Annotated in this window: 20 protein-coding genes and 4 tRNA genes; 10 read left to right on the top strand and 14 right to left on the bottom strand. The window is 60.1% G+C overall.

Going from position 1 to position 25,238, the window contains the following annotated elements:
- Positions 1–121: 121 nt before the first annotated feature.
- The 6 genes from DHV10_RS24795 to DHV10_RS24770 form a co-directional block, all read right to left on the bottom strand.
- Entirely contained in the window at positions 122–430 is a 309-nt protein-coding gene (locus DHV10_RS24795) for a hypothetical protein (protein ID WP_109489101.1), read from the bottom strand.
- A gap of 25 nt (positions 431–455) precedes the next feature.
- Positions 456–530 (bottom strand) — tRNA-Gly (locus DHV10_RS24790).
- Positions 531–647: 117 nt separating this feature from the next.
- Positions 648–723: transfer RNA gene (locus DHV10_RS24785), tRNA-Thr, on the bottom strand.
- A gap of 106 nt (positions 724–829) precedes the next feature.
- Positions 830–1,051 carry a hypothetical protein gene (locus DHV10_RS24780; protein WP_109489100.1) on the bottom strand — a complete coding sequence of 74 codons (222 nt, stop codon included), beginning with the start codon at positions 1,049–1,051 and terminating at the stop codon, positions 830–832.
- Between the two features lie 65 nt (positions 1,052–1,116).
- Positions 1,117–1,204: transfer RNA gene (locus DHV10_RS24775), tRNA-Tyr, on the bottom strand.
- Positions 1,205–1,468: 264 nt separating this feature from the next.
- Positions 1,469–1,544 (bottom strand) — tRNA-Thr (locus DHV10_RS24770).
- A gap of 383 nt (positions 1,545–1,927) precedes the next feature.
- Between DHV10_RS24770 and DHV10_RS24765 the strand changes: the two genes are divergently transcribed.
- The 4 genes from DHV10_RS24765 (at position 1,928) to DHV10_RS24750 (ending at position 5,486) form a co-directional block, all read left to right on the top strand.
- Positions 1,928–2,770, top strand: coding sequence for a PEGA domain-containing protein (locus DHV10_RS24765; protein WP_109489121.1), 843 nt, complete (start codon positions 1,928–1,930; stop codon positions 2,768–2,770).
- Between the two features lie 167 nt (positions 2,771–2,937).
- The gene (locus tag DHV10_RS24760; protein WP_109489099.1) at positions 2,938–3,789 is read left to right on the top strand and encodes a hypothetical protein; all 852 of its coding nucleotides are present in this window, start codon (positions 2,938–2,940) and stop codon (positions 3,787–3,789) included.
- 188 nt (positions 3,790–3,977) lie between these two features.
- On the top strand, positions 3,978–4,883 hold the full coding sequence (locus DHV10_RS24755; protein WP_109489098.1) for a vWA domain-containing protein: 906 nt from the start codon (positions 3,978–3,980) through the stop codon (positions 4,881–4,883).
- A 96-nt stretch (positions 4,884–4,979) separates the two neighbouring features.
- A complete protein-coding gene (locus DHV10_RS24750) occupies positions 4,980–5,486 on the top strand; it encodes a PA14 domain-containing protein (protein WP_204101521.1) in 507 nt (168 codons plus the stop codon).
- A gap of 237 nt (positions 5,487–5,723) precedes the next feature.
- On the opposite strand, the gene DHV10_RS24745 is transcribed toward DHV10_RS24750, so the two are convergent.
- Positions 5,724–9,146: an arabinofuranosidase catalytic domain-containing protein gene (locus DHV10_RS24745; protein ID WP_109489096.1), complete on the bottom strand. Its 3,423-nt coding sequence runs from the start codon at positions 9,144–9,146 to the stop codon at positions 5,724–5,726.
- A gap of 202 nt (positions 9,147–9,348) precedes the next feature.
- Between DHV10_RS24745 and DHV10_RS24740 the strand changes: the two genes are divergently transcribed.
- Both DHV10_RS24740 and DHV10_RS24735 read left to right on the top strand, forming a co-directional pair.
- Positions 9,349–10,371 (top strand): hypothetical protein, encoded by a 1,023-nt coding sequence (locus DHV10_RS24740; protein ID WP_204101520.1) that lies wholly within the window; start codon positions 9,349–9,351, stop codon positions 10,369–10,371.
- A 214-nt stretch (positions 10,372–10,585) separates the two neighbouring features.
- The gene (locus DHV10_RS24735; protein WP_109489095.1) at positions 10,586–11,941 is read left to right on the top strand and encodes a PQQ-dependent sugar dehydrogenase; all 1,356 of its coding nucleotides are present in this window, start codon (positions 10,586–10,588) and stop codon (positions 11,939–11,941) included.
- 74 nt (positions 11,942–12,015) lie between these two features.
- Here DHV10_RS24735 and DHV10_RS24730 read toward each other — a convergent pair whose 3' ends face one another.
- The 3 genes from DHV10_RS24730 to DHV10_RS24720 form a co-directional block, all read right to left on the bottom strand.
- Positions 12,016–12,984: an energy transducer TonB gene (locus DHV10_RS24730; RefSeq protein WP_109489094.1), complete on the bottom strand. Its 969-nt coding sequence runs from the start codon at positions 12,982–12,984 to the stop codon at positions 12,016–12,018.
- A gap of 201 nt (positions 12,985–13,185) precedes the next feature.
- Positions 13,186–13,380 carry a hypothetical protein gene (locus DHV10_RS24725; protein WP_162601872.1) on the bottom strand — a complete coding sequence of 65 codons (195 nt, stop codon included), beginning with the start codon at positions 13,378–13,380 and terminating at the stop codon, positions 13,186–13,188.
- Between the two features lie 318 nt (positions 13,381–13,698).
- The gene (locus DHV10_RS24720) at positions 13,699–14,013 is read right to left on the bottom strand and encodes an ArsR/SmtB family transcription factor (RefSeq protein ID WP_109489092.1); all 315 of its coding nucleotides are present in this window, start codon (positions 14,011–14,013) and stop codon (positions 13,699–13,701) included.
- Positions 14,014–14,045: 32 nt separating this feature from the next.
- Here DHV10_RS24720 and DHV10_RS24715 point away from each other — a divergent pair, with 32 nt between their 5' ends.
- The 4 genes from DHV10_RS24715 (at position 14,046) to DHV10_RS24700 (ending at position 18,811) form a co-directional block, all read left to right on the top strand.
- Positions 14,046–14,624 carry a rhodanese-like domain-containing protein gene (locus DHV10_RS24715; protein WP_109489091.1) on the top strand — a complete coding sequence of 193 codons (579 nt, stop codon included), beginning with the start codon at positions 14,046–14,048 and terminating at the stop codon, positions 14,622–14,624.
- A complete protein-coding gene (locus DHV10_RS24710; RefSeq protein ID WP_109489090.1) occupies positions 14,621–16,303 on the top strand; it encodes an FAD-dependent oxidoreductase in 1,683 nt (560 codons plus the stop codon). Before DHV10_RS24715 ends, DHV10_RS24710 begins: the two co-directional genes overlap by 4 nt.
- A 371-nt stretch (positions 16,304–16,674) precedes the next feature.
- Positions 16,675–16,875 (top strand): hypothetical protein, encoded by a 201-nt coding sequence (locus DHV10_RS24705; protein ID WP_109489089.1) that lies wholly within the window; start codon positions 16,675–16,677, stop codon positions 16,873–16,875.
- Positions 16,876–17,449: 574 nt separating this feature from the next.
- Positions 17,450–18,811, top strand: coding sequence for an APC family permease (locus DHV10_RS24700; protein ID WP_239462033.1), 1,362 nt, complete (start codon positions 17,450–17,452; stop codon positions 18,809–18,811).
- Between the two features lie 12 nt (positions 18,812–18,823).
- Here the strand turns inward: DHV10_RS24700 and DHV10_RS24695 are convergent, their stop codons facing one another.
- From DHV10_RS24695 to DHV10_RS24680, 4 genes are all read right to left on the bottom strand, one after another.
- Positions 18,824–20,707, bottom strand: coding sequence for a PP2C family protein-serine/threonine phosphatase (locus DHV10_RS24695; RefSeq protein ID WP_162601871.1), 1,884 nt, complete (start codon positions 20,705–20,707; stop codon positions 18,824–18,826).
- Positions 20,708–20,949: 242 nt separating this feature from the next.
- Entirely contained in the window at positions 20,950–22,086 is a 1,137-nt protein-coding gene (locus DHV10_RS24690) for a glycoside hydrolase family 5 protein (protein WP_109489087.1), read from the bottom strand.
- Positions 22,087–22,183: 97 nt separating this feature from the next.
- Positions 22,184–24,823, bottom strand: coding sequence for an ABC transporter permease (locus DHV10_RS24685; RefSeq protein ID WP_109489086.1), 2,640 nt, complete (start codon positions 24,821–24,823; stop codon positions 22,184–22,186).
- A gap of 12 nt (positions 24,824–24,835) precedes the next feature.
- The gene (locus DHV10_RS24680) at positions 24,836–25,174 is read right to left on the bottom strand and encodes a PadR family transcriptional regulator (protein WP_109489085.1); all 339 of its coding nucleotides are present in this window, start codon (positions 25,172–25,174) and stop codon (positions 24,836–24,838) included.
- Positions 25,175–25,238 lie beyond the last annotated feature (64 nt).

Raw genomic sequence — 25,238 nt, 5'->3', positions numbered from 1 at the left:
GCTCGATTCCCTTCCCTCAAAAATCAGCTATCAGCCTTCAGCTATTAGCTCTCAGCCTCATCCAGGCTGCAAAAGTTCATTGCGTCAACTGACAGCTGAAGCTGAGAGCTGACGGCTTACCTCAGTAGTACGCGTACGCCTTCAAATACCGCTGCCGCAATTCCACCGGCACCTTCTCGACCAGCCGCAGATACCGCTCGCGCGTCAGTCCCTGGTCTGAAACCGGCAGTGCCTTGTACAGCCCGATCGCTTCCTTACCCAGCAGCCCTTTATTCAGAATGCTTTCGAAATCGCGGATGCGCAGCTTCGAACGCGTCACCCGATCCAGAAACGGCTCCACATCGCTCGGCGCAAACCGGGCGTCGATCTGCGCATGAAGCGCCGCATACGTCTTCTCGTCCTGTACCGCGATGGCTGCCTGTTCAAACATCTCTACTCTGCCTTGCCTCAATCTCTGGAGCGGGAGACCGGGATCGAACCGGCGACCAACAGCTTGGAAGGCTGTGACTCTACCACTGAGTTACTCCCGCCTAATCAAGCCTTCAGCTCTCAGCCCTCAGCTTTCAGTCTTTCCGTTCACGGCCAAGATGGCCGCTTCACCACGGTGCAACTGAGAGCTGATAGCTAAGAGCTAAAAGCTGTACTTCTGGAGCTGATGACCGGGATTGAACCGGTGACCTCTCCCTTACCAAGGGAGTGCTCTACCAACTGAGCTACATCAGCCCTAAAACCTAAATCAGCTATGAGCTTTTAGCCGTTAGCTCTTAGCTCTTGGGCGATCTAAAGTCGCCTACCTCGCACAAATGAGCTAACAGCTAAAAGCTAGCAGCTAAGAGCTGTTCTTCCGGCGAATCCTCTCCGCCCTCATCGCCACCATGGTGCGCAATGCCAGCCCACCGATGATGATCAGCGGAACGAACTTCAATTCCACCAACCTGCCCCCGACCGGAATCCTTGCATCAAGGGTAAACCAACTCAATACCGCCAATCCCGCGTACAAAACCAGCGCCACCCGGTACTTCTTCTCTAGCGTGGTGCCGGACTTTTCCATTTCACACCCAGTTCCAGCAGCCCCAAAACTGACAGCTGAGAACTGATCACTGACAACTGTCTTTATGGTGCACAGGGGAGGATTCGAACCTCCGTAACTCGAATGAGTGGCAGATTTACAGTCTGCTGCCATTAACCGCTCGGCCACCTGTGCCCAATTTGTCGACCAGGTAGGAATCAAGTCTTTCCCGGCCTTATTACCCACCCAACCTAACCTGGGTGCCCCATCCAAGCTCTGCTTGGGTGGAAAACTACGAACCACAACCATCATCCGCGCATACGAACCTGCCGGAAGACCCTCCGGCTGTCGGAGCATGCACCTCAGTGGGGTTACCGCAGAGGACAGATCCGGCGCTTACCCTCTCCCGCCGAACCTCTGAACTTGCCTGCCGCCCAATGCCCCGGTCCTGCCTCTAAGTGGAGCTGGCGAAGGGATTTGAACCCCCGACCCTCTGATTACAAATCAGATGCTCTACCAGCTGAGCTACGCCAGCCCGACCACTACGAAACACTGCCGGGAAAACACCGGGAAATCCGCGGACACACTCCTGCTCCGCACATAACTCGGCACAGTTTCTAAGGTTAGCACACCGGAAACTACCGGGCAAACCGGCGTATCCACAGTCTATCGCAGGCACTTACGTCCGCCGACGGCGACCTGGAAAGCAATTCTCCACAGGCCCCAATCCGCAGACCAGCGCTTGCTACTGACACGCGCCCGCTTCAGTGCCCGCAATCACAGCCTCGCTGCTCGGGATAGACCGATTCTTGGTGTCTTAGAGCGGCTATTGCTATGTTCGGGGGATTGTGAAGCCTCTCCCTTTGCCGCACAGTCGCTGAAGTACATCAATCAGCTCCACTCATTATGGAGAAATACATGAGGCGAATTTCATCTGCACTTGCATTGGTTTTGTCTGGTTCCCTCGTCTACTCGCAACAACCTAAGGCGCCCGCTCCCGTCAGCCCCGCAACATCACCACAGGTAAGCCCTTCGACCCCTCAGGCTCCCCACACTTTGCTTGATGGCACGCCCATCAAGCTGCGCCTTAGCCAGTCAATATCCTCGGCCGAAGCAAAAGTTGGTCAGGAAGTCCCCTTCGAGGTGATTGAAGAGGTGAAGGTAGATGACGCCATCGTTCTGCCCAAAGGAGCGACAGCCATCGCGAATGTCACCGAAGCCGAACACAAGAAGAGCATGGGCCGTGCGGGAAAACTCAACGTTGCCATTAGCTACGCTCGCCTTGCGGACAGCGAAAAGGTGGCTCTCCGGGCCGTTAAGGAAGCAAAGGGTGGTGGCCATGTCGGAGCGATGACGGGCGCAATAGTCGCCACGTCCATCGTCTTCTTCCCAGCCGCACCACTTTTCCTCTTTATCCACGGAAAAGACATCACCATTCCTCAAGGCACTGAGATCACCGCCTTTGTCGACGGTGATATGCATTTGGACATGGCGCGTTTCGGGGCCGCTCCTGCGGCCCCCGGTCCTACCGTGCCTTCCGTAGCTCAGGCAATTCTTGCGATAGCATCAACTCCGGCTGGCGCTGACATCGAGCTCGATGGCAACTTCGTTGGCAATACTCCGTCAAGCGTGAACCTCACGTCTGGCTCACACCAGGTTGTAGTTAAGAAGAAGGGGTTCGTTGACTGGACAAAGACGCTGAACGTAACCGGTGGCACGGTCAATTTGACTGCGGAACTCGAGCAGGCACCGGGACAGTAGCCTTCGAAGCTGTATTCAAAGCGGCGCAGCCCCGGCTGCGCCGCTCTGTTTCCTCTTCAGCCACTCGTCACGTTACCCCCCGCCGAATCCCCTTGCTCCCTCTACCCTTCCCGCGAAATCATTACTCCAGTCTCCGTACAACGCGCTGCTCCACTTGAGGTGCCTTCATGCGTAAAGCATTTCTCGCTTGCCTTCTTCTCGTGCTCTGCCCACTGTTCTACGCGGCCTCGCTCTGCGCACAGGAGACGCTCACCAACGACTCCGTCATCAAGCTCCTCAAAGCCGGTCTCTCCGAAGAGCTCATCGTCACCACCATCAACTCCTCGCCCGGCGACTACGACACCTCCGTCAACGCGCTCATCGCGCTCAAAAAGGCCGGAGCCGGCGACAAGGTCGTCTCCGCCATGATCCTCAAGGCATCCGGAGCCACACCAGCCCCCGCCGCAACCGCTCCAGCCGCAGCAACCGCAGCAGGCACCGCTGACATCCCCGCACCGATCACGCTTGCCCCCGGCACCCTGCCCGCCGGTGTCGACAGCGTAGGCGTCTACTTCCTCGAAAAGGCCGGCAACCACTGGCAGGAAGTCCCCGCCGAGGTCGTCAACTTCAAGAAGGAAGGCTCGCTCAAGCACCTTGCCAGCGCCGGCGTCCTTAAAGGTGAAATGACAGGACTCGTCGGCGGCAATCGCAGCTCGCTTCTGCTCAAGATGCCCGCGAAGTTCATCCTCTACGTGCCTGAAGGCCGCGCTCCCGGCGAGTACCAGCTCATCCACCTGCACTCCAATGCCGACAGCCGCGAGTTCAAAGCCGCCAACGGCGGCATCGTCAAGGACGCCGGCGGCGCCCTTCGCGATGTTCTCGATTACACGCCCAAGAAGATCGCGCCCCGCGTCTATCTCATCGAAATGAACGAAGAGTTCGACCGCGGCGAGTACGGCTTCCTCCCGCCCTCAGACACCGCGCTCGGCGACACCATCCCCACCGCTACCAAGCTCTACAGCTTCTCGCTCACGCATTGATCAACTGAGATAAAGGTCACACCTGACTTGAAGCGTCGGGAATACCATCCGGAGCAGGGGCGACGTCATCGACGTTACTTCAGCAACGGGAGGGCTCTGTGCTGAAGAAAAGGACGCAGAGAGATTTGTGTTCGTGTCAGGATATCTGCCGATCCTGCCAGATACACAGAACGCTTCGAGCTTTTCTCATGGTCGCAATGTGTGGCATCGCGCTCGGGTGGCCTCCGCAACTCTGTTCGCAAGCCGAACCACAGGATTCCGGAATCACGCTGCGTCTGACCACGCGTGAGGTTCTCCTCGGTGTTTTCGCATTCGATACGCGAAGCCGCCCGGTCCTTGACCTTGGTATCGGAGACTTCGAAGTCTTCGAACCTTCTCACCGGCAGAAGGCAGCTGGAGTTGTTACAAGCGTTCGTTTCTTTGACCCGAATCGTCCCGATCAGTTCTCCGAAACGGCCCAGACCGGATTTCTGCGCGCTCAGCCTGTTCGTTGTCTCGATCGTCTCACCGCGCATTACATCCTGGCCTATCGGCCCAGCGATCAAAGGTGGACGAGTGGCTTCCACGAGGTGCGGGTGGAGACGCGTCGCCATGGCGTGAAGCTTTCCTATCAGCACCAATATTTCGTTGGGCAGACGGAACCATCAAAACGCCTGGAACACATCGCCTCGCGCGAGCTCGATGCGAAACTACGGAGAGCGGCGTGCACACACTCGAGTGTGCCTCCGTCGATCTCGTTGCGTGCCGAGGCGGTGGTCACGGGCCGGACTGACGTCCTTCGCTATCTGGTGCAAATCGAGCCTGACTCGCTCGCATTCGTCTCGATGCTCGATAACGGTCGACGAGTGCAGCTCGACTACGGCGCGTGCAACTTCGACGCCATGGGCCGGGAGTTGAACTTCTTGAAGGGGACCACGGATCGGGTCCTCTCACGCGTGGATTATGCACGTGTTCAGGAGCACGGGCTGCAAACGCTCTTCGAGGTTCCCGCCCAAAACGATCTGGCAATGATCCGATTCGTTATCCGCGATCGCGCGACCGGCAATATAGGCGTGGTGAGCGCGATGGTTCCAGCAAACGAGAATGCCTCATAAGGCCGAGCCTCGGATGACCTCCCGCTGTCGGCAGCAAGTCATGACTTCATCATCAGGAATCCAGCACGCGACGCAATTGGATCCTTTGGCTCCGTCGTGCCCAAGCCGCACGGGCTTTGTGCGGATGTGTACGAATTACGCGACTACGGTGGTCTGCCTGATTTTCGCGAACTGGATCCAGTCGGAACTCTCTATGCCGACTACCTGCTGATCCCTAACCAGCAATCCCCTCGTCCGTGCTCTCTTCCAGGCGTGACCTGTGACAGCAGCTTTGGACTCGACTACCATGGCGCGTTTTGGGTCCGCACGCCTGGAGAGTATCAATTCGAACTCACTTCCGATGACGGAGCAGTGCTGCAGATTGACGACACTCAGGTCATCAAAATTGACGGGAAACACCCCGCAGTCACGGGGGCCGGCCACATCGTTCTAGCTGCCGGAAGACACACCATGCATCTCCCCTACTTCGAAGACGGTCTTGGCCTCGTGATGCTCGAACTCTGGGTGCGTCCGCCAGGCGGCGATTGGAGGGTCTTTAACATGCAGGACTTCGCGCCTCCTTCCGGCGACTCGCAAACAAATTCCCAGACAACTCAAAATTGACCGGACATTGCCAGAGCCCAGTCCGTTGGACGTGTTTTGTCGAATGGGTGGGAAAACGAGAACGTCGGGCGCCGGGTGCCCCAGGTCTCGATTCTGAGACCTGGGAATCCACAACAACCAGCCGGATGCCGGTTGCCTCATCCTTGCGGCCGTTTTTGTCGCTAGGGTGGGCTACAGGCTAACTGACAACCGAAGACTGCCTGACTGAAGACTGGCAACTGGCAACTGATAACCGCCTCACCGCGCCTTCGTCCGGTGATACTGATTCGGCGCCCCCGGCGTAGGCACATCCCCATTCACCTGCGCGCCCTCGCGATGCGCCCGCGTCAACGGGCCAGACAGCGTAATCCCGCTCCCAGACACCTGCGCATCAAGGGCATGAGCATGTGCCAGCGGCTTCGATACCGTAATCGACGTCGCACCGAATCGCCGAATCGACAGCACCTGCGCCGTCTCCGCATTCTCGCCGCTATCGATCGTGATCTCCTGCCCGTCGCGGAATCCGTTTGCATTCGACACCGGAATCACATTCGCGCCCGCCGTCGTGGCCGCAATCGCGCGCGCCGCCCCCGCCGTGCCTACTGACGCGATCGTCGCCTTCTCTGCATCTGATCCCGATCCGACCATTACCGACTCGCCCGGCTCGAATCCCTCCACGCTCGACACCTTGATGTTGTTCGTGCCCTCTGCCGTGCCGACTGAGAGCGTTGCCGCAGCCTGAATCAGGAAATCATTGCAGTTGCTGTCCGTATCCGCGCCGTCTGGGAAGCGCCCAACGCTTGTGCTCACCGCATTGCCAACCTCGTTTGCGCCAAAGCTCATCAGCGCACCCGGAGCAGGCGCATGGCAGCCAGTCTCGTCCGTGCCGGAGACTGCCTGGTATCCCTCAGCAGCCCACGGATCCACGATGCCTCCGTAGTTCATGCTGTCCACCACCTGCCCGCTCGCATCGCGCAGCACGATGCTTCCTTCCCGCCGCGCAACAATCCGATCGAAAAACGGCACATGTGCCGTCAGCTCCGGCCCGCCGAACCACTGGTTCGGCTCCGGGGCTCCCTGGTATCCCGCGCTCTTCACCGCAGCATCGCGCACCACCGCATCCACATCGTGAGCCTTTGCGAGCGGCTGATCCAGCGTGATCCCGCTGCCCAGCGCCACCACCGGCTCATTGCTCCAGTGTTCGAATGCCGTTGCCGGCTCAAAGCTGATCCCCGTACCGCGATCGCTGAAGGGCAGATTCTGCGCATGCGCAAACTTCAGCGGCTGCTCGATATCGATCCCGGTCCCCGTCGCCAACACCAGTTCATCGATCCCGTGCTCCTTCGCAAGGGCCGGCGAGAAATCGATTCCGCTCCCGTTCCTTCCTCCCGTCCCCACCGACGAGATCGTCACCTCTTCGTGATTAGCCGGCATTCCGATAAACAGCTTCTCGCCAACCGCAAGCTTCCCCACGCTCCGCACCTTGATGTTCGTCGCGCCTGCCGCGGCGCCCGCCGACAGATTCGTGTGCTTCGCTTCAGTGCCCACGTTCTTCACCGTGACCGTCTCGATCCCGTGCCCCTTGCTGTCAATGTCGAGCCTGATCTTGTCGCCAACCGAAATGTCCGCGACGGACATCACCTTCAGATTCGTCGCGCCCACCGCCGCATCCTCAGCCAGGTAACTCTGCGTTCCGCGCTTGCCCACCGCGGTCACGGTCGCAACCTCGTACTTCTCCATCCCCTTCGCAACAGCCGGATACGTCCCGCCATACCCCAGCGCAATCTTCTCCCCGACCTTGAACCCCGCCGTGCTGATCACCGGCACGTTCTTCGCACCCTTCGGGATCGTGATGTAACCATCCGGGAGCGGCTGCCACACCGTCGTACTCGCGGTTGCAGCACTGCCCACGCTCGCAATCTTTCGCGTCTCCGCATCAGCACCGTTGCCAATAGTTACCGTGTCGCCGGCCGACATCCCTTCCGTGCTCCTCACGTGGATCGCGGTATCGCCGGACTTCGCGCCCGCTGCCAGCCCGGAATTCGCAAGCCCCAGCAGATAAATCCCATGCCCCGCAAGCTGCGTTCCTGCCGGAATCTTCACCGTCGAGAACACCGGCTCCTGGGTCGGGTGCTCCGTCAGCGTCCAGTTCGAAAGATCCGCGCTGTTCGCTCCAGCATTGAAAAGCTCAATGTACGAATCGGTCTGATTTCCCGCCCCCGATCCAATCCGAACCTCGTTGATCTTGATCGCTCCTACATTCCGCAACTTCTCGGTTGCGCTTTCGTTCCGCGGTTTCCCACCAGAACCCGTCCACACCGCGCTCGCAACCAGATCTCCGTTCACGCCCGCACTACCCGAAGTCACCTTGAACGTCGCGCTTGCCTTTGCACCCGGCGCTACCGCATCAGCCACCGTCTTCGAAGCACCGCTGCCGCCCTCGACGGCAACCGTCCACTGCTTCGGGACCGCAGCACTCAATTTCAGCCCGCTAACCGGCGTGCCCGTCGTATTCGTAAACGTCACCGTCACATCCTGCGACGACCCCGGCGTAAACGTCTGCAGCCCCGGCGCTTTCTCCATCGCCGAAGCAGGAGCCACCGTTAGCGCCGCCACATCATAGTGCGCAGCCACCACGTTCTGCTGCACCAGTTGATCAGTCGCATCCGTCGGAAACGTCCCCCCTTCCGTCATCGCCCCTTCGTAGAACGTCCCCTGAGAAGAATTGCTGTTGTCGCCACCGTTCCCCAGCAGAATCGCCCCCTGCTTCCGCATCGGGTCATACGTCGAGTTCACCCGCGGCCCGCTGAACATCACTTGCAAATCGTCCTTCTGCGAATCCCCGCCCATCGAAGTCCAGTGGTGCGGCTCGCCCTTCGCAATCGCTGTCGCAAATCGCCACGTGATCGTGGGCAGATTCGGACACCCCTTGCTGCCATCCGCATTCACGCAGCCCACCAGGTTGTTTTCCTGGTCCGTCATAATCCACGGACCCGCGCCGCTCCCGTGGTACCACGGCGTGGCGTTTCCGTAGTAAGCCGTCTCCATCGTCCCGTTGTCGTCGTCGCGGCTATCGATCTCCGCATTGCCATAGTCGAAGCAGCATCCGTTGTTAAAGTGCAGGCCGTTGATCACCCAGTACTGCCCCTCAGCCTGGTCGTCTACCGCCGTGCCCCGCGGATCGTCATCGCGCAAGCCCATTCCCGGCTCGATGAACACTCCATAGACTTTGTGCCCCATCACCGTGACCGGAGCCATATCCGCAAGCGGCAGGTTGTTGAATCCGCCCATCGCCGGCCCGCTGAACCCACCGCGCGGCGCCTGGGTCAGGTCGTTATGTTTGGGCGACTGATCGTAGATCTTCGTGATCCAGCAATACGTATTCGCGCAGAACTTGTCCTGCGCCGCCGCATCCGCATACCCGCCCGGGTCCGCCCCCGAAGGCCGCACCACACCCACGTCCAGCGTCTTCATGTCCGACTGCCGCAGCACTTGATAGAGCGGCCCGTCATAAGAGGCGTAGAGCGCGCGAGTGGTGCTGTGCGCCGCCGCGCATGCATCGCCCGCCGCAGCATAGATGTCGCAGGGCCCCTTTGGCCTCTGCCCCGCCGCGCTGCAGGCGCCGCCAATCAGGCCGACCAACGCCATCACCAGAAATACGAATTGAAATCTCGGTCTCATAAAGCCTCCATATTCCGGCTGACGTGCGCGTTCCATTTTGGCGCCGGTTTGCCCCTGCACTTTGCGTCCGGAATACGTATACCACCACCAGCACCGCACTTTTCCACCTGCTTGTCCGGGCCGCCGAGAATACGTATACCGCCCAGATACCCCTCACTCGCCCGCCGCAATTCGCTATCCTGTACTGGGTACTCCGAGGCGAATGCACAAACGCACGCGTAGAACGCTTCTCGTGGTAGCGGGTGTCCTGCTGCTGCTGGCCGTCGCCGTTTTCCTGCGCTCCAAGGCCCCGCCCGAGGCTGCCCGCCTCCTTCCTGAATCCGACGGCATCATCTACTTCAACCTCAAGCCCGTCCGCACCTTCCTCCGCAAAGACCTTAAGCCGCCCCGCCGCGTCCCGGAGTACCAGGAGTTCGTAGATGCCACCGGCGTCGACTGGGAGCGCGACCTCGACTCCGCTGCCATTGCGCTTCATCGCATGGCTGATCCCAATGGCCCCAATGGCCCGGTCGCCTACTCCATGGTCCTTACCGGCAAACTAACCGGCAAGCGCCTCAACACCTGGCTCGACAGCCACGCAGCCGGCCGCGAACTCTACGCCGGACACACCATCTACGACGTTCCATCGGAAAACCGCATGGTCCGCGTCGCTCAGGTTGGCTACGACATGATCGCCGTCTCCAACTTCCCCACCACTGAGAAGATCCACTCCATCATCGACCGCCATCGCACGGCCGCCCTGCCCTTCGCTGGATCATCCCTGCTCAGCGAGCACTTCCACGAGGTCCCGCTCCTTTCCGTCGCCTGGGGAGTCGGCCAGATCGGTCTACCCTTCTCTGAAAGCGGGGCTATCAAGGTCCTCGGCCTGTCCCTGCCGCTCCAGGACGACTCCACCATCATCGCCAGCGTCACCCCTGGCCTCCCCCTCGGCAACTCCGTCCGTCTCCGGGTCGAAGAGATTGCCCCCGACGAGGCCAAGGCCGCCAGCCAGGCCGCCGCGCTCAGCACCATCGTTGTCCTCGCCCGCGACGTGACCGTCCAGCTTTCCAGTAACCCTTCCAACGACGCGCTGCGCGAGGTGCTCAAGAGCACCCAGATCAGCCAGAAGCGCAACCGTGTCGTGGCAACCGCCTCACTTTCCCCCGACCTGCTGGGCCGGGTTACGGAAAGCGAAGATTCTTTCGGCACCCCGGCAACCCCCGCCACCGAGTCCGCATCAAGGTAGTTAGACAGCGCGGTTTCCCCTGTCTTGCCTCACAAGTGTTGCCAACGGGTCGCCGGTAAGAGTTTGCATCTTCCTGGGTTGGGGGATGGGCTTGGCTCCGGCGGCCTTCTTCGTTTTCGGGCGCATTCCTCTTGCCTCCCCAGCCCTCCATTTCGCATCCTTATCCGCAGATGCAACAGCCCCTTATCTTCCTCAACAGAACCAGAGAGGTGTCATGGTCCGTTTTCTCAGAAGTCAGATTCTGATCTGCACGATTTTCTGCCTCGTTTGCGCCGCAGCCTCCGCAGCCCGGCACTCCGCAGAGACCCAAGCCGCCCAGTCCAAGTCCGGCTCCCAATCCTCGTCCAAAGTCCTCACCGGGCAGAACGCCTTCACCGACGCCGCTCACGAGTCCCCAGGAACCCGCCGGCACCTCACCGTCAACGATCTTCCCGAGCCGAACCAGAAGGAATCCGTCGACAACGGAGCCAGCATGGTTCCGCGCCCGCAGAATGCCTGGCCCATCGCCCCTAAGGGCTTCAAGGTTGAGCAGTACACCACCGGCCTCGACAACCCGCGCCTGATCCGCGTCGCTCCCAACGGCGACCTGTTTGTCGCCGAGAGTCAGCCCGGCAAGATCCTCGTATTCCGCGGCACCACTCCCGACGGAAAGCCGCAGCAGACCTCAACGTTTGCCGAGGGCCTGAACCTTCCCTTCGGCATTGCGTTCTATCCCGCCACGAACCCCAAATACATCTACGTCGGCAACACCGACGGCATCGTTCGCTTTCCCTATCAATCAGGCGACCTCAAAGCTCGCGGCCCGGCTGAGCAACTTGCTGAGCTCCCCGGCGGCGGCCGTCTTCGCGGCGGCGGCCACTGGTCGCGCGACCTCGTCTTCTCCAAAGATGGCTCCAAGCTCTTCGCTTCCGTCGGCTCTCACTCAAACGTCGACGACTCCGATACGCATCCTGAAGAGTTCCACCGCGCCGACGTCCTTCAGTTCACCCCCGACGGCAAGTTCCAGAAAGTCTACGCTTGGGGAATCCGTAACTGCGTCGGCGAAGCCATTAACCCCATCACTGGCGAGCTCTGGTGCTCCACCAACGAGCGCGATGCCATCGGCAACAACCTCGTCCCGGACTACGTCACTCACGTCCAGGAAGGCGGCTTCTACGGCTGGCCCTGGTGGTACATGGGCGGGCATCAAGACCCGCGCCATGTCGGCAAGCACCCTGAGCTGAAGTCGAAGGTCATCACCCCCGACATCCTCATGAACCCGCACATGGCATCGCTCGAAATGCTCTTCTACCAGGGCTCGCAGTTCCCCGCCGAGTTCAAGGGCGACGGCTTCGCCTGCGAACACGGCTCATGGAACCGAGCCCAGCGCACCGGCTATGAGGTCGTGCGCCTGCCCATGAAGAACGGCCATGCCACCGGTGAATACGAAGACTTCCTCACCGGCTTTACCGTCGGTGATGGCAACGTCTGGGGCCGCCCGGTCGGCGTCGCAGAAGCCAAAGATGGCTCGCTCTTCGTCTCCGACGACGGCACCAACTCCATCTGGCACGTCATCTACACCGGCAAGTAATCCGCTTCGACAAAAACTCGGGTGCCCCAGGTCTCCCGTTTTTGGAGACCTGGGAGACCACGCTGTGTGGGGGTTCAGAACAACCTGAAGTCCACCACCACCCCGATCCGCACCGCCACCGGCCTCCCGTCCTTCTTCGCCGGCTTGAACCGGTACCGCATCACCGCCTGCAGCGCCTTCTCATCCAGCCCCATCCCGATCGGCTGCACCACCCGCGGATTCTGCGGATTGCCTTGTGCATCGATCACCACCGAAATCGTGCACGCGCCCTGCTGCTTGTGCCGTCTCGCCTCGTCGGAGAACTCCGCCTCCGGCGTGAACACCGGAATCGGCTGACTCACTCCATTCAAACCGGGCGTATAGATCCCGTCGCCTGCACCCGGTCCCCAGCCTCTCTGGCCGTTGCCGGGCCCATCGCCGCCATTGCGCCCGGTTCCGATGCCCGCCGGACCGCCCGGTCCTCCCGACATCAGCGTCACATTTGCCGATTCGTGCACGCCGATCATCGCCATCTCCTGATTGTCCGGCAGCTTCACGTCGGGTGGCACCGCAATCCTGTTCTCGATCGAAAGCTTCGGATTTTCCAGATCCGGCACCTGCACCGGTGCCAGCGGACGCATGTCCTGCATCGGATTGCGTCCTCTGTTCGCTTCGACCGGATCGTTTGCTCCGCCGCCGTTGCTGCCGTCTGAAGTATGCAGTCGCATTGCCGCCAGCAACGGATACTCCTTGATCACGAACTTGTCCGTTGGTGCCAGAAACGGAGACGCGGGATGACCAGTTCTCAGGCCCAGCACCAGCGCGAGCACGACGATGCCGCAGTTCACCACGGCCGCTGATTCAAACGCCCAGCGGTTTGTACTCGTCGCCATGCGGTCCGGCACAACAACCGGCGACGAGGTCAACTCCAGGGGAGGCAGTCGCAGCGGGAAAAGCCGCTCCCGCACCTCATTGGCAAGCTCACGCCACAGAGGCTGCTCCTCAAGTCGCGGAAAGGAAAACAGTGCGCGCTCGCGCGGGCTCGATGGCTCGGGCAGAGTCATGGGTCTCCTCTGCGGCCCGCTCTTCCAGGCCGCTCACGGAACCAAACGTACCGGCATATCCGATACGTCATAGACCGCCGAACACCTGAGTTCGTCACCTGGCAGTCGCACGCAACTCCGCATCCGGAGCTAAACGAAGCCGATCTGCGCTGATTGCTGAGAGTTGATAGCTAGGGACTGGAGCAGCTTGAAAGCCGCCTCTTACAGCGCCAGCAGCGGCCACCGGCCGCCTTCGCGCCGGACGTTGAAGATCCGTCCCCGCACATCCAGGCGATAGTTCCCGTCTGGCGGCGTCTTCTCCGTCGAGTCAATCCGAAGGCTTGTCGCAACTGCGTTTCCCGATCTTCCGGGGGTCAGCTTCGTCACCAGGGCAACGACGCATTTGCACTCGGCCATCTCTCCGCTTCCGCGAAGAACCCCTGGAAAAGTATCCGTTTTGTCCGTACCCTTTTTCATCCCGCTCGTACCATTCCGGGGAAGCCACCCAGCGCCACTGCACCCGCGCAATCGATCTGGTGCAACAGGTCAACCTTCCTACTGGTGTGAGATGCTTCTCACCTTTATCGCAGAACGGACAATCGAAGGGAAGCCCACCGAGGTGGTAATGGAGCAGCTTTCCCCGCGAATCCCTCGAGCACCAGCCGCAAAGTGTGACCTATATCACGACGCGTCCGGCTGCGCGTCTCTGAGACCGGGGCGGCGCCGGGGCTTCGGTCAGTCCTTCTCCGACACCTTCCCGTGTACCAGTTCGCAGAGCTTCATGGTCATGGGATCGCGCAGGCTGTAATACACAAACTGCGCATTCTTCTCCCGCCGGATGATCCCCGAAGACGCCAGCAGCGACAGGTGCTTCGAGATATTCGACTGCGTTGCGCCCGTCGCTTCCACAATCTCGTTCACGGTCAGCGGCTTTTTACAGATCGTCTGCAGAATCCTCAGCCGCATCGGCTCTCCAAGAAGCCGAAACTGCTGTGCCACGCGATCCAGCTCTTCGTCACTCAGCGTTCGTGTTTTGCTTGCAGTTGACATATTCCTCTATGGTGATATGATCATACACAAATATGAACGAAGCGCAAGTCAAATCCGTCTCGCCCGCTCATCTCTGCCTGCTCCTTGCTTCTGCAAATCCACCTCTGCTTCTCGACGTCCGCACTCCTCCGGAATTCAATGCCGCTCACGTTCCCGGCGCCATGCTGATCCCTCTTGATGACCTCGAGCCGGCAGCGTGCCTCAAGTCCCACTCGTCCGGCCATGCCTTCTACGTGATCTGCCAGTCCGGCGCGCGTGCCCGCAAAGCCATCGAGCGTTTCCACTCCTGCGGATGCAATGACGCTGTGCTCGTCGAAGGCGGCACTCAAGCATGGATCGATGCCGGCCTTCCCGTCAACCGCGGCACAGCCAGCGTTCTGCCCATCATGCGCCAGGTCCAGATCGTTGTCGGAAGCCTCTCTGTTCTCAGCGCCCTTCTCGCACTTACTGTCAGCTCCTGGTTCGCCCTCATACCGCTGCTCCTCGGCAGCGGCCTGCTCTTCGCCGGCCTCACCGGCACCTGCGGAATGGCCATCCTGCTCGCGCGTATGCCGTGGAACCGCACCAACTCACAGCCGCTTCAACTCAGCAACACTCCGGAAAGATCATGAAGACATCCAGAAAGATCGTCATCGTCGGCGGCGTAGCCGGCGGAGCATCTGCCGCCGCACGGGCACGCAGAGTGGATGAAAATGCCGAAATCCACATCTTCGAACGCGGACCCTACATCTCCTTCGCCAACTGCGGCCTGCCATACTTCATCGGCGGTGAAATTCAGGATCGTTCCCGCCTGCTGATCATGACTCCCGAAAAGATGTGGGCTCGCTCGCGCGTGCAAGCCCACGTGAATCACGAAGTCATCTCGATCGACCGCGCCGCAAAGACCATCCGCGTGCGCCGACCCGACGGCACGGAGCAGGACGTCTCTTACGACAAGCTCATCCTAAGCCAGGGTGCGCGTCCCATCGTTCCGCCCATCCCCGGGGCCGATCTCCCAAATGTATTCACGCTGCGTGACGTTCCCGACATGGACCGCATCGTCGCCTTCCTCGAAACTCAAAGACCGAAAACCGCGGCCGTCATCGGCGGTGGATTCATCGGGCTCGAAATGGCCGAAGCCTTTCACCGGCGCGGCATGCATGTCACCATCATCGAAAGATTTCCCCACATCCTTCCGCTCCTCGACAGCGACATGGCCGCTGACCTGCAAAATCACCTCTACGGACGCGGTCTCGATCTCAAGACCTCGGCCGAAGCCAGAGCACTCACCGCGCAAGGCGTCGAATTAGCCGACGGCTCTCTGATCCCTGCCGAACTGATTCTGCTCAGCGTTGGCGTCAAAGCCGACGTCGGTCTCGCCAGAGAAGCCGGCATCGAAATCGGCGTCACCGGCGGCGTTAAAACCAATGCGCGCATGGAGTCTTCTGACCCTGACATCTACGCCGTCGGCGATGCGGCGGAGACGACGCACGCCCTCACGGGAGCCCGCACGCGCATTCCTCTCGCTGGCCCTGCCAATCGCCAGGGCCGCATCGCGGGATCGAATGCCGCCGGGGGCCACTTCACCTATCCAGGCGCTCTCGGCACCTCCATCGTTCGCATCCTGCATATGATGGCCGCGACCACCGGTCTCTCCAGCGCTCAAGCCGCAAAGGCCGGACTCACCTTCTTCACCAGCGTCACGCGCGACAACAGCCATGCGGGCTACTATCCGGGGTCCAAGCCAACCGTCATCAAGGTCGTCGCTGAAGAAGGCACCGGACGCCTGCTGGGCGCGCAGATCGTCGGCGAAGAAGGCGTCGACAAGCGTATCGACGTGCTCTCCACTGCAATCGCTGCTCGCATGAGCGTATTCGACCTTGAGAACCTCGATCTCGCATACGCGCCACCGTTCGGCTCAGCCAACGATCCCATCAACGTCGCAGGATTCGTGGCCGACCACATCGTGCGCGGCGACATCTCCTCGATCTCTCCCGACGAATGGAAACGCAACGGCGAGTTCCTTCTCGACGTCCGCGATCCGGAAGAGCTCGCTCGCTTCGGCTCTCTCGAAGATGCAGTGAACATTCCGCTCCATGAGCTCCGCGAGCATCTGAGCGAACTTCCGCGCGACCGCAAAATCCTTGTCTACTGCCAGAAGGGGCAGCGCGGATATCTGGCGGCCTGCGCTCTCAAAGGCAGCGGGCTCGACAACGTCATCAATCTGCGCGGAGGCTTCGCGCAAGCCCAGTTGCAAGGCTGTGTGCTTGAGCCTGAGCCATCCGCAGACCGCCTGGTTTGTAAGGTGTAGAGACCGGGTGAAGGACGTGCAGATCAGACTCAGGTGAGTGAACGCTCGCACGTCCTGCTTACGCTTCGATTGTCTGTCTACTTAGAATTCCCATTCCCAGACGATCGACAAGACAGGTTTCTCTCGCGCTTTGATGCAGAACTGCTTACGCGCGGCGTAAAGGATTCGTAAAGTCTCGATCTCTGAATCTGGAGGTTCTGTAACGCCACGTACACAGACCTACTCGCATTTTCGCGATGCGGGATGCTGGGCTTCATCTGACCCGGCTTACGACCGCCTCGCCCAACGTAGATCGCCGTTCGCTGCATCGGATGTCAAGAAGTTGCTCGTTGTGCTAGAGAACCATAAACCATATACAAGGGCCATTAGAGATGTCGTTCATCAACTTCACTCCGATCAGCGGGCAGATGTTTCTGATCGTTGACGCTGTCATTCTTCTCAGCGTCGTTGTCTCCCAGGAATTTCTTCTTACAGCCGGAAGGCGCTGGTGGTCTGTGGCGCTCTTTGCGCTTTGTTGGAGCGTGATCGTCGTCGCCACCACGGCGCAAAGCGCAACGACCGTTCTGCGGTGAGAGGAGCTTCGAGCTACTAGCTATTAGCTTTTAGCTGCTAGCTCGCGTGTTGCCGATCGATAGTGTGTTCCTAGTCAAACGGAGGCGTCGGCATTTCAATTTGCCCAGACGAAACCGGAACGGCTAAAAACTAAAGGCTAGTAGCTGAAAGCTGCTTGAGGGGGCTACCCCTTCCCCATACACCTTGTGACGAAGTTCCTTCCTTTGAACAGACTGCGGGGTGCCGGGTAGCGCCAAATGTAAGACACCATTGGACTTCTTCACAAGGTGTATGCAAACAAAGAATTTAGCTGGTCCGCCCGCCTTGCCCGAGCTCGGAGCGACGGTGGAATGCGCCATCAGCTTGTCTAGATCGCAGCATGTTCCTATTGTGCCGAAATCCCTCGAAATAGACTGCAAGCTTTCCGGTGATTCTCATCACGACTGTTTCGATCTTCAATTCACAGGCCGACTCTCAGCCCGAATCTCGGTCGCTCGCCGTTCCGTTTCCAACGAACACTACGCAGATGATCGGCCAGTCGCTAGGATGGAAATGAGATCGCCCTGAACATCTTCAACGCCTCGAAGGAGAGAGTTGCCCCAGATCACCCGTACCTCCGGCCCGCGCAAGCTGCGTCTCTTTCCCCTGCTCGCCGCCACCTACTTCATGGTGTCCGGCGGACCCTATGGCATTGAAGACATCGTCGGCTACGGCGGATACGGCCGCGCTCTGCTGCTCATCTTTCTTCTGCCGCTCTTCTGGAGCTTTCCCACCGGCCTGATGCTCGGCGAGCTCGCCTCCGCAATCCCGGACGAAGGCGGCTTTTATGCCTGGGTGCGCCGCGCCCTGGGCCCCTTCTGGGGATTCCAGGAAGTGTGGCTCTCGCTCTCGGCGTCCGTTTTCGACATGGCCATCTACCCCACGATCTTTGTCCTTTACCTGGAGCGGCTGGCGCCCGACCTGACCCACGGCCATCGAGCGCTCCTGCTGAAGCTCGCGGTGGTTGCCGCCGCAGTGCTCTGGAATCTTTTCGGCGCTGCCGCGGTCGGAGAAGGATCGCTTAAGCTCTGGCTCGTGTCGATTTCGCCCTACTTCGTGATCGTAGGGCTTGCCCTTTATGCCGGAACGCGCGGCGCTCACGGCCCCTTCGGCGGGCACGCCTCTCTGGCGCACCCCGCCGGAGCTGCCTTCTCCACCGCCATCATGGTGACCATGTGGAACTACATGGGTTGGGATAACGCGACCACCATCGCCAACGAAGTTGAGAACCCGCAGCGCAACTACCCGCGCGTCGCGCTGCTCGCCATCGTGATGGTGATGCTCACCTATGCCATACCGGTCAGCGCCGTCGCATGGGCAGGCATTCCCGCAGACAGGTTCTCGACCGGCGCATGGGTCGACGCCGCGCACATCTTCGGCGGGTCGCTTCTCGCCACAGCGGTGGTGCTGGCCGGGCTGATGGACGGCTTTGGCACCTTCAGCAACCTCACGCTCTCGTATACGCGGCTGCCGCACGCTCTTGCTCAAGATGGCTACCTGCCGGCCATCTTTACGAGAAAGCTTCCGAATGGATCGCCATGGGTTTCCGTACTGGCCTGCGCCAGCTGCTGGGCTCTTGCCCTCGGCTTTACTTTCGAGCGTCTCATCACCATCGACCTGGTGCTCTGGGGCATGTCGGTGATTCTGGAATTCGTCGCGCTGATTGTTCTTCGGCGCAAGGAGCCTTCGCTGCTGCGGCCCTTTCGCATCCCCGGACCTGACTGGCTTCCCGTTCTGCTGGGCCTCGGTCCAACCTGCCTGATCATCTATGCGCTGCAGGCGTCACGCTCGGAGACGGTGGCCGGGATCTCGGCATTCGCCTTCGCTCTCACCATCGCGTTCGGCGGCCTTCCCGTCTACTTCGTTGCCAGCCTCTCGATGCGTAGGCGCAAAGCAAAAGTGGCTGTAGGAACTTAGTCCCGCCGCTGGTTACGCCGACGCCGCTTCAACCATTTGGAGACCTTCGCTGCAGCTGCTCCTGCGCGTCAGCGACAGGACAGTGATGTCGTCTTCCTGGCCGAATCGCTGCGCGGCTGCTGCGATCCGAGCGGCAGACTCCGTACTCATCGAGGCAGCGCGCTCGAACCCGAGCAGTTCGCCGTTGGCACTACGCGCCTCCAGCACGCCATCGGTAAGCAGCGTCAACCGGTCCGCAGGCGCCACCTCGAAATGCGACTCCACGTACTCCGCGCTCGAGGCGAGCCCGAGCGGCAGCCCATTTTCGATGTGCAGCTCTCTTCCGTTCAGATACGGAGCCAGGTGCCCGGCGTTTGCCGCGGTCACCGCGCCGTCGTCAGAGATGTGCAGGATCAGGCAGGTTGTAAAGCCGCCCGATGTACGGCCCATCATGTTGTGGTTGATGGCCGACAGAATCTCTCCCGGGCTTTTGATCGTCTGCGCCAGCGTCCTCACCATGCCCACCAGCAGCGACACGGTCATGGCCGCGGGCATTCCCTTGCCGCTGACATCGCCGATGACGACCAGCAGTTCGCACCCGCTCAGCGGAATGATCTGAAAGAAATCTCCGCCCACGTCTCCCGCGGGCTCATATACGCATTCAATTTCGAATCCCGGCACGGTCGGGATGCGCTCGGGAACGAGCACCTGCTGCACGGCGCGCGCAGCGGCCAGTTCTCCGCTCATGCGCTCTTCATCTGTCCTGCTGCGTGCGTAACGAAACACCAGCACCGCGACAACGGAGAACATGGCGATGTCGCCTGCCAGTACCACCGTCCTGAACGGAAACGGCCACGAGGTGAGTTGGTCGAAGCGCGCAGAGAATGCCCGCAGCCACGCGACGCGGTCGAAGATGGGCAACGCCATGAGAGGTTCGATCGTGTTGCAGACGAAACTGAATGTGAAGGGCGCGACGAGCAGCTTGGCTTCAATATTGCCCTGTCTGACGCCTGCGTAAAACATCGCGGTCACGCATGCGCCGTAGATAAACTCGAGCAGCATCTGGGCCGTCGAATACTGCGCATCGCTGAACCAGTCCAGCCACGACGGACCCAGTGTAAAGACGAGGAGCATCGCGGAAACGACCGCACTCCAGTACAGCACCCGCTTCCGCTGCGAAAGGAGCGTGACGAAGAACTCCACGTTCAATATCATCGCCAAACCCACCGTGGAGGCGATCGCCAGCTCCATCGCAAGGAACGGCACAGTCCGCGTCACCAGAGCAATGTGAAGGCCCACCTGAACTGCCCAAACCACCTGCGCCGCTCCGAACCACAGATACTCTCGCTCCTTCGGCCGAAGTGCGAACAGAGCCAGACCTGCGAAAGCAGTGAGCAGGTTCGCGAGCAGGCTGATCGTCGCATCGGTCTCTACCCAATAACGAGCATGCTTCTGCGTCTGCTGCCATTCGGTGATGGTGGCAAGCGTGCCGATACGCGGCGGCGCCTCCAGACCTCCGCCCTCGTAGGCCGAAAACCGATGCCAGTGCCACACACGAACCGCAATGTTCAGTGGAGCCTGCATGTCGATCTCGGGCGGGATGGGAAAGATCATCTGGCTTGCCAGCACAACCGACTCGTGCGGAGGCATGCTGCCGACCTGCCCGATCTGGCGTCCGTTCACAAAGACCTGATAGCTGTCCGCGACCACAGGGAACTCGAGGGCCAGCGGGCCATTCCATTGCGGAAGGTTTACCCGCAGCCTGTACCACGCTGTTCCTGAGTAGCCCTTGAATCCCTGCTCTTCGTAACTCCGGGCAGCTTCAATCCGCGACCACGAGGAATCGTTGAACTCAGGGTCTGCCCAGGCAGGATCATCTCCGGTGTGGAAAGACCACGGCCCATTCAACTCAGCCATGGGAACCGGCTTCACTTCCGGCTGAACTTTCTGGGCAGGAGAAATGCTTCGGACCAGGAAAATCAGGAAGGAAATCGCGAGAAGTCTGGTCAACACGCCGCCTCAGAAAGAAGGGATACGCGTCGTATCATGTCACACCGATTGCACCAGCGCAATCGAAGACTTCGGCGCTTACGTAGCGTGCGCTGCCGTCCGGGGCCGGCAAGTTGTCGGCCTCGAACGACCAGATCGCTTTCGTAGGACTAGTGTTTCAGCCCGAGCGCCTGCACCACCGCATCGTCCACCTTCGCCGGCTTGCCGTCTTCTTTCCACACTACGCCGAAGCCTCCGCGATAATCCCACATCGTCCAGCCGATACCGTCGGCCTCGAGAGCGGTGCGCACATCATGGATCCACCGCATGCGCGAGTCCGCCGGCGCCACCGGCCGATGCACGCCGAATTCGTTGCAGGTGACGGGAACATCATTCTTCTTGCCCCAGGCTGCCGCGGCATCCATCTGCATCCTGATCCTGCGCGCGTCCCAGTGATCGAGCCAGTACTGCTCCAGCTCATACTTGCTTCGCGCGTCCGGAACCTGCGCAAGGGAAGCTTCGAGGCTTTCCTCCGTGGGAGGATAGGGAATCTGGTGCGTCAGCATCGGCCATGTGCCGGTCCAGCTCGCTCCCTGATGCGTGAACTGCATGGGCTCGTAGAAATGGAACGTGTAGACCACATTTCCATCGCGCAACGGCTGCTGCATGAGCAGGTCGCCGATGCCCGACCAGTTCGCTCCTGCTGCGATGATGGTGTTCTTCGGAGCGACCTCTCGAATCGCAGCCGCCGCCCGAGCCTGCACGCCATTCCAGCGGTAGGCGTCACGCTCTTCCGGCTCATTCATGATCTCGAAGAAGATCAGATCGGGATTGCGATCTGCGTAATGCGCGGCCAGCTTGCGCCAGAGCATCACGAAGCGGTCGACGCCCTCGCCGGTCGTGCTCACCGCTTTCTTGTAATCGCTCTCGGGATGGATGTCGATCTGGACCGCCATGCCCTTGGCCAGCATCTGGTCCACGGCGTGATCGAGCCTGCCGATGAAGTCAGAAGCATCGTGTCCGGCAAATCCGCGCGCCAGAGGCTCGGCATCGATGCTCAGCCGGACATTGTCAAAACCGAGCTGCGCCATCAGCGCAATGTCGGCGTCGTCGGTGTACGCGCTGGTCTCGGCGGCGGAGTAGTGTCCCGGCTTCTGCGCGAACCACTCAGAGGCATTGATGCCGTGCCGCAGATGCTGCGCCCGGCTGAATGCAAGTTTCACCTCGGCAGCACGATCCTGCGCAAGTGCAGGAACGGCTAACGCCATCAAGGCAAGAAGAAAACTAAAACGAATCCGATAGCCCACAGATATCTCCCGTTGATTCCAAAAGAATCCAACAGGAAACGATACTACGTCGAAACCCGACGCATCTGTGCAGCAGGTTGAGAAAGTGGGGACTGTGCTACTCGATGCGCAGAGACTCCATTGGATCGACCTTCGCGGCACGCTGCGCCGGAATCCAGGAAGCCAGCAACACAACCGCAAAAAGAAGCAGCAGCACCGCACAGAACATCACCGGGTCATAGGAGTTTGTATGGTAGAGACTCGTCGCCAGCAGGCGAGAAGCCACAACTGAAAGCGCCAGTCCACTCGCACATCCGGCAAGGGCGATCCACGCTCCACGCGCGAGCACCAGGTGAGTGATTTGCGAACGATCCGCCCCCAGAGCCACCCGCACGCCGAATTCGCGTCTCCGTTGCAGAACAAGGTAGGAGATCACTCCGAAGATGCCGACCGCTGCAAGCACCAGGGCAGTAGCGGCGAAGGCGCCAAGGAGAACGAGTGTGAAGCTTCGCTGTGCCAGCGATTCAGAGATCAGCGATTGCAAAGTTGTTGCCTGATAGAGCGGTAATTCACTGTCCATCGACCAGATTTCTCGCTGGATCGCAGGCAAAAGTTCAGTGGCGGCTTGCGGACCCCGCAAAATAAACGCAGTGTTGCCGCTGACTCCGCTTTCTACTTGAAACATATCGAGGTAGATCATCGGCGGAGGATCACTATCCAGAGACGAGATGTGCACGTCTTGCGCGACACCGACAATCGTGAATGTCCCTCGATCTCCCCAATCGAAGTGCTTCCCGATCGCAGACTGCCCCGCAAAGTATTTCCGGCTCAAAGCTTGATTGACGATCGCAACCGGAGGAGTATCGCGGGCATCGCCAGGACTGAAATCTCGCCCCGCCAGCAGTGCGATACCCATCGCCCGAAGATATCCCCAGCTCACCAGCGAGTTCTCGGCCACGTGAAAGTCGTCGGCTGCTGCATGTTCCAGCCGGAATCCAATCTGGCGCGTATCGCTCAGCGGTAAGTGGCTTGCCTCCGCGACGGCTTCGATTCCAGGAAGGCGCGCGAGGCGATCCAATGCTTGCTTCTGGACAACATCCCGCTTGACGGGCTCGGGATACCGCACGCGGTCAAAGACCGTCCTGACCACAAAAGCATTCTGCGGATTGAAGCCGAACGGGGAGTCGACCAGGCGCGCAAAGCTGCGCAGCAGCAATCCTCCTGCGACCAACAGGACAAACGCAATTGCAATCTCAGCGGCTGCAACGGAGTTCTGCACGCGAAGGCTGCCACGGTCTCCGCCGGCCTGCTTTGTCGTTCCCAGCGAAGCCCTGGGAGAAACATGGGCGAGCCGCCATGCGGGAATAAACCCGAAGAACAGGCTATTGATGAACGAGAGCGTAACCGCAAAAAGCAGCACAACCGGATGTATGACTACGTCCTGCAGGCGCGGCAGGTTCGCCGGCCCGAAACGCCTGAGACCCATCACAAGAACGACTGCGAGCAGAATGCCCGCAATGGAACCAATCAAGCCGAGAAACGAGCTTTCTACCAGACATTGGCCCAGAAGCCGGCGGCGGTTAGCCCCAATGGCCATACGGAGCGCCATCTCGTGCGTGCGAGAGTTTGCCCGGGCCAGCAGCAGATTCGCGACATTGGCACTTGCGATCAGCAACACACAGAAGACTGCGGCAGCAAGGAGGATGAGAAGCGAACGTGCACCTTCTACCGAGTGCGCCGCAAAAGGAAGCACGTGCGGCGACACACGGATTGATCCGCTGTACCCGCTATCGCGCATGAAGCGATTCGCAATCTGATCCATTTCGTTCTGCGCCTGTTTTGCCGTGGCCTGTGGCTTCAGGCGCCCCACAAGCCCGACCCCGAATTCCATCGTGCGGTTTTCCGGTTTCAGCAGGTTCGGCGAGAACGCCATCGGAAGCCACAGACTCGCGCGTTCAGAAGGTGGCGCGGCATCGAGCGGAAAGCGAAAGGATGATGGCATCACGCCGATGACGGTATACGTCGTCTCATCAAGATGGATCGCCTTGCCCACAATCGAGGGATCGCGGCCAAACTGACTCTCCCAAATCCCATGCGACAGGAGCACGACGTGGTCGGAGCCGTGGCGATCTTCTTCGCTGCTGAAATTACGGCCAAGTTCAGGTTCTATGCCGAGCAGCGGTAGAGCGGTCGCCGAGATTCGCGCTGCATGCACGTGCTGCGCCTGCCCGATACCGGTGAGATTGAACTCTTCCGTCTCGAACGCCGCAACATCTGTGAAGACGGTGTTCTGCTGCCGGTAGTCCAGATACTCCTTCGCCGAAACTCCAACCAGATTGTCTCCGTTCAACAGCGGAAGGCTCTCGGATACAAGCACGAGTCTTCCCGGATCCTCATAGGGCAGAGGATGAAGCAGAATCGTATTGATCGCACTGAACACCGCACAGTTGGCCCCGATGCCGAGCGCCAGGGTCAGAAGACACGTAATCGTGAACGCGGGAGATTTGCGCATCTGGCGCCCGGCAAACTTCACATCTGCCCATAGCGATTCAAGCGCAGCCAACTGCCACACCTCCCGACAGCGCTCCTCAATCACAAGCACATTCCCAAACTCCACGCGGGCTGCTCTCTCCGCCTGCTCCTGCGACAAGCCACTGTCCATCAAATCCGCTATCTTCTCGTCGAGATGCTCGCGCATCGATTCAGTAAGCTCATCGTAGAGGTGTTCCCGGGTCAGGAGATGCTTAAGCCAGCGCATGTTCACTCCTCATCAGCCCATCGCCAGAACGCGATTGATACCCGCGAACATCTTCTCGAAGCTCGACCTCTCCTCTTCGAGGCGCTTGCGGCCCGCCGGCGTAACCTTGTAAACGCGTACCGGGCGATTCCTGGCCGAGACACCCATCTCCGACTTCAGCCAACCACTCTTCAACATCCGTTGCAGCGCCGGATACAAAGAACCCTCTTCGATCTGAAGCAGATCGTCTGAGATGGACTTGATGTGCTGTGCAAGAGCGTACCCGTGCAACGGACGGCGGCTCAGAGTCTGCAGGATCATCATCTCGAGCGCGCCAGGAAACAGGTCGCGATACTCCGGTGTTTTCACCATGCCGGCAATAGTACGCCCGGTATACTATTCCGAAACAACTATTGTGACGAACCGGAGAGAATTC

This window comes from Occallatibacter savannae (assembly GCF_003131205.1).
Lineage (GTDB): Bacteria > Acidobacteriota > Terriglobia > Terriglobales > Acidobacteriaceae > Telmatobacter > Telmatobacter savannae.
This window is presented reverse-complemented; position numbering and strand designations above follow the sequence as displayed.

Coding starts and splice junctions, on each gene's coding strand:
- DHV10_RS24740 (WP_204101520.1), top strand. CDS start 9,349: ATGCACAAACGCACGCGTAGAACGCTTCTCGTGGTAGCGGGTGTCCTG.
- DHV10_RS24760 (WP_109489099.1), top strand. CDS start 2,938: ATGCGTAAAGCATTTCTCGCTTGCCTTCTTCTCGTGCTCTGCCCACTG.
- DHV10_RS24780 (WP_109489100.1), bottom strand. CDS start 1,051: ATGGAAAAGTCCGGCACCACGCTAGAGAAGAAGTACCGGGTGGCGCTG.
- DHV10_RS24715 (WP_109489091.1), top strand. CDS start 14,046: ATGAACGAAGCGCAAGTCAAATCCGTCTCGCCCGCTCATCTCTGCCTG.
- DHV10_RS24755 (WP_109489098.1), top strand. CDS start 3,978: ATGGTCGCAATGTGTGGCATCGCGCTCGGGTGGCCTCCGCAACTCTGT.
- DHV10_RS24730 (WP_109489094.1), bottom strand. CDS start 12,984: ATGACTCTGCCCGAGCCATCGAGCCCGCGCGAGCGCGCACTGTTTTCC.
- DHV10_RS24685 (WP_109489086.1), bottom strand. CDS start 24,823: ATGCGCTGGCTTAAGCATCTCCTGACCCGGGAACACCTCTACGATGAG.
- DHV10_RS24720 (WP_109489092.1), bottom strand. CDS start 14,013: ATGTCAACTGCAAGCAAAACACGAACGCTGAGTGACGAAGAGCTGGAT.
- DHV10_RS24745 (WP_109489096.1), bottom strand. CDS start 9,146: ATGAGACCGAGATTTCAATTCGTATTTCTGGTGATGGCGTTGGTCGGC.
- DHV10_RS24705 (WP_109489089.1), top strand. CDS start 16,675: ATGTCGTTCATCAACTTCACTCCGATCAGCGGGCAGATGTTTCTGATC.
- DHV10_RS24765 (WP_109489121.1), top strand. CDS start 1,928: ATGAGGCGAATTTCATCTGCACTTGCATTGGTTTTGTCTGGTTCCCTC.
- DHV10_RS24735 (WP_109489095.1), top strand. CDS start 10,586: ATGGTCCGTTTTCTCAGAAGTCAGATTCTGATCTGCACGATTTTCTGC.
- DHV10_RS24680 (WP_109489085.1), bottom strand. CDS start 25,174: ATGGTGAAAACACCGGAGTATCGCGACCTGTTTCCTGGCGCGCTCGAG.
- DHV10_RS24795 (WP_109489101.1), bottom strand. CDS start 430: ATGTTTGAACAGGCAGCCATCGCGGTACAGGACGAGAAGACGTATGCG.
- DHV10_RS24725 (WP_162601872.1), bottom strand. CDS start 13,380: ATGGCCGAGTGCAAATGCGTCGTTGCCCTGGTGACGAAGCTGACCCCC.
- DHV10_RS24695 (WP_162601871.1), bottom strand. CDS start 20,707: ATGGCTGAGTTGAATGGGCCGTGGTCTTTCCACACCGGAGATGATCCT.
- DHV10_RS24710 (WP_109489090.1), top strand. CDS start 14,621: ATGAAGACATCCAGAAAGATCGTCATCGTCGGCGGCGTAGCCGGCGGA.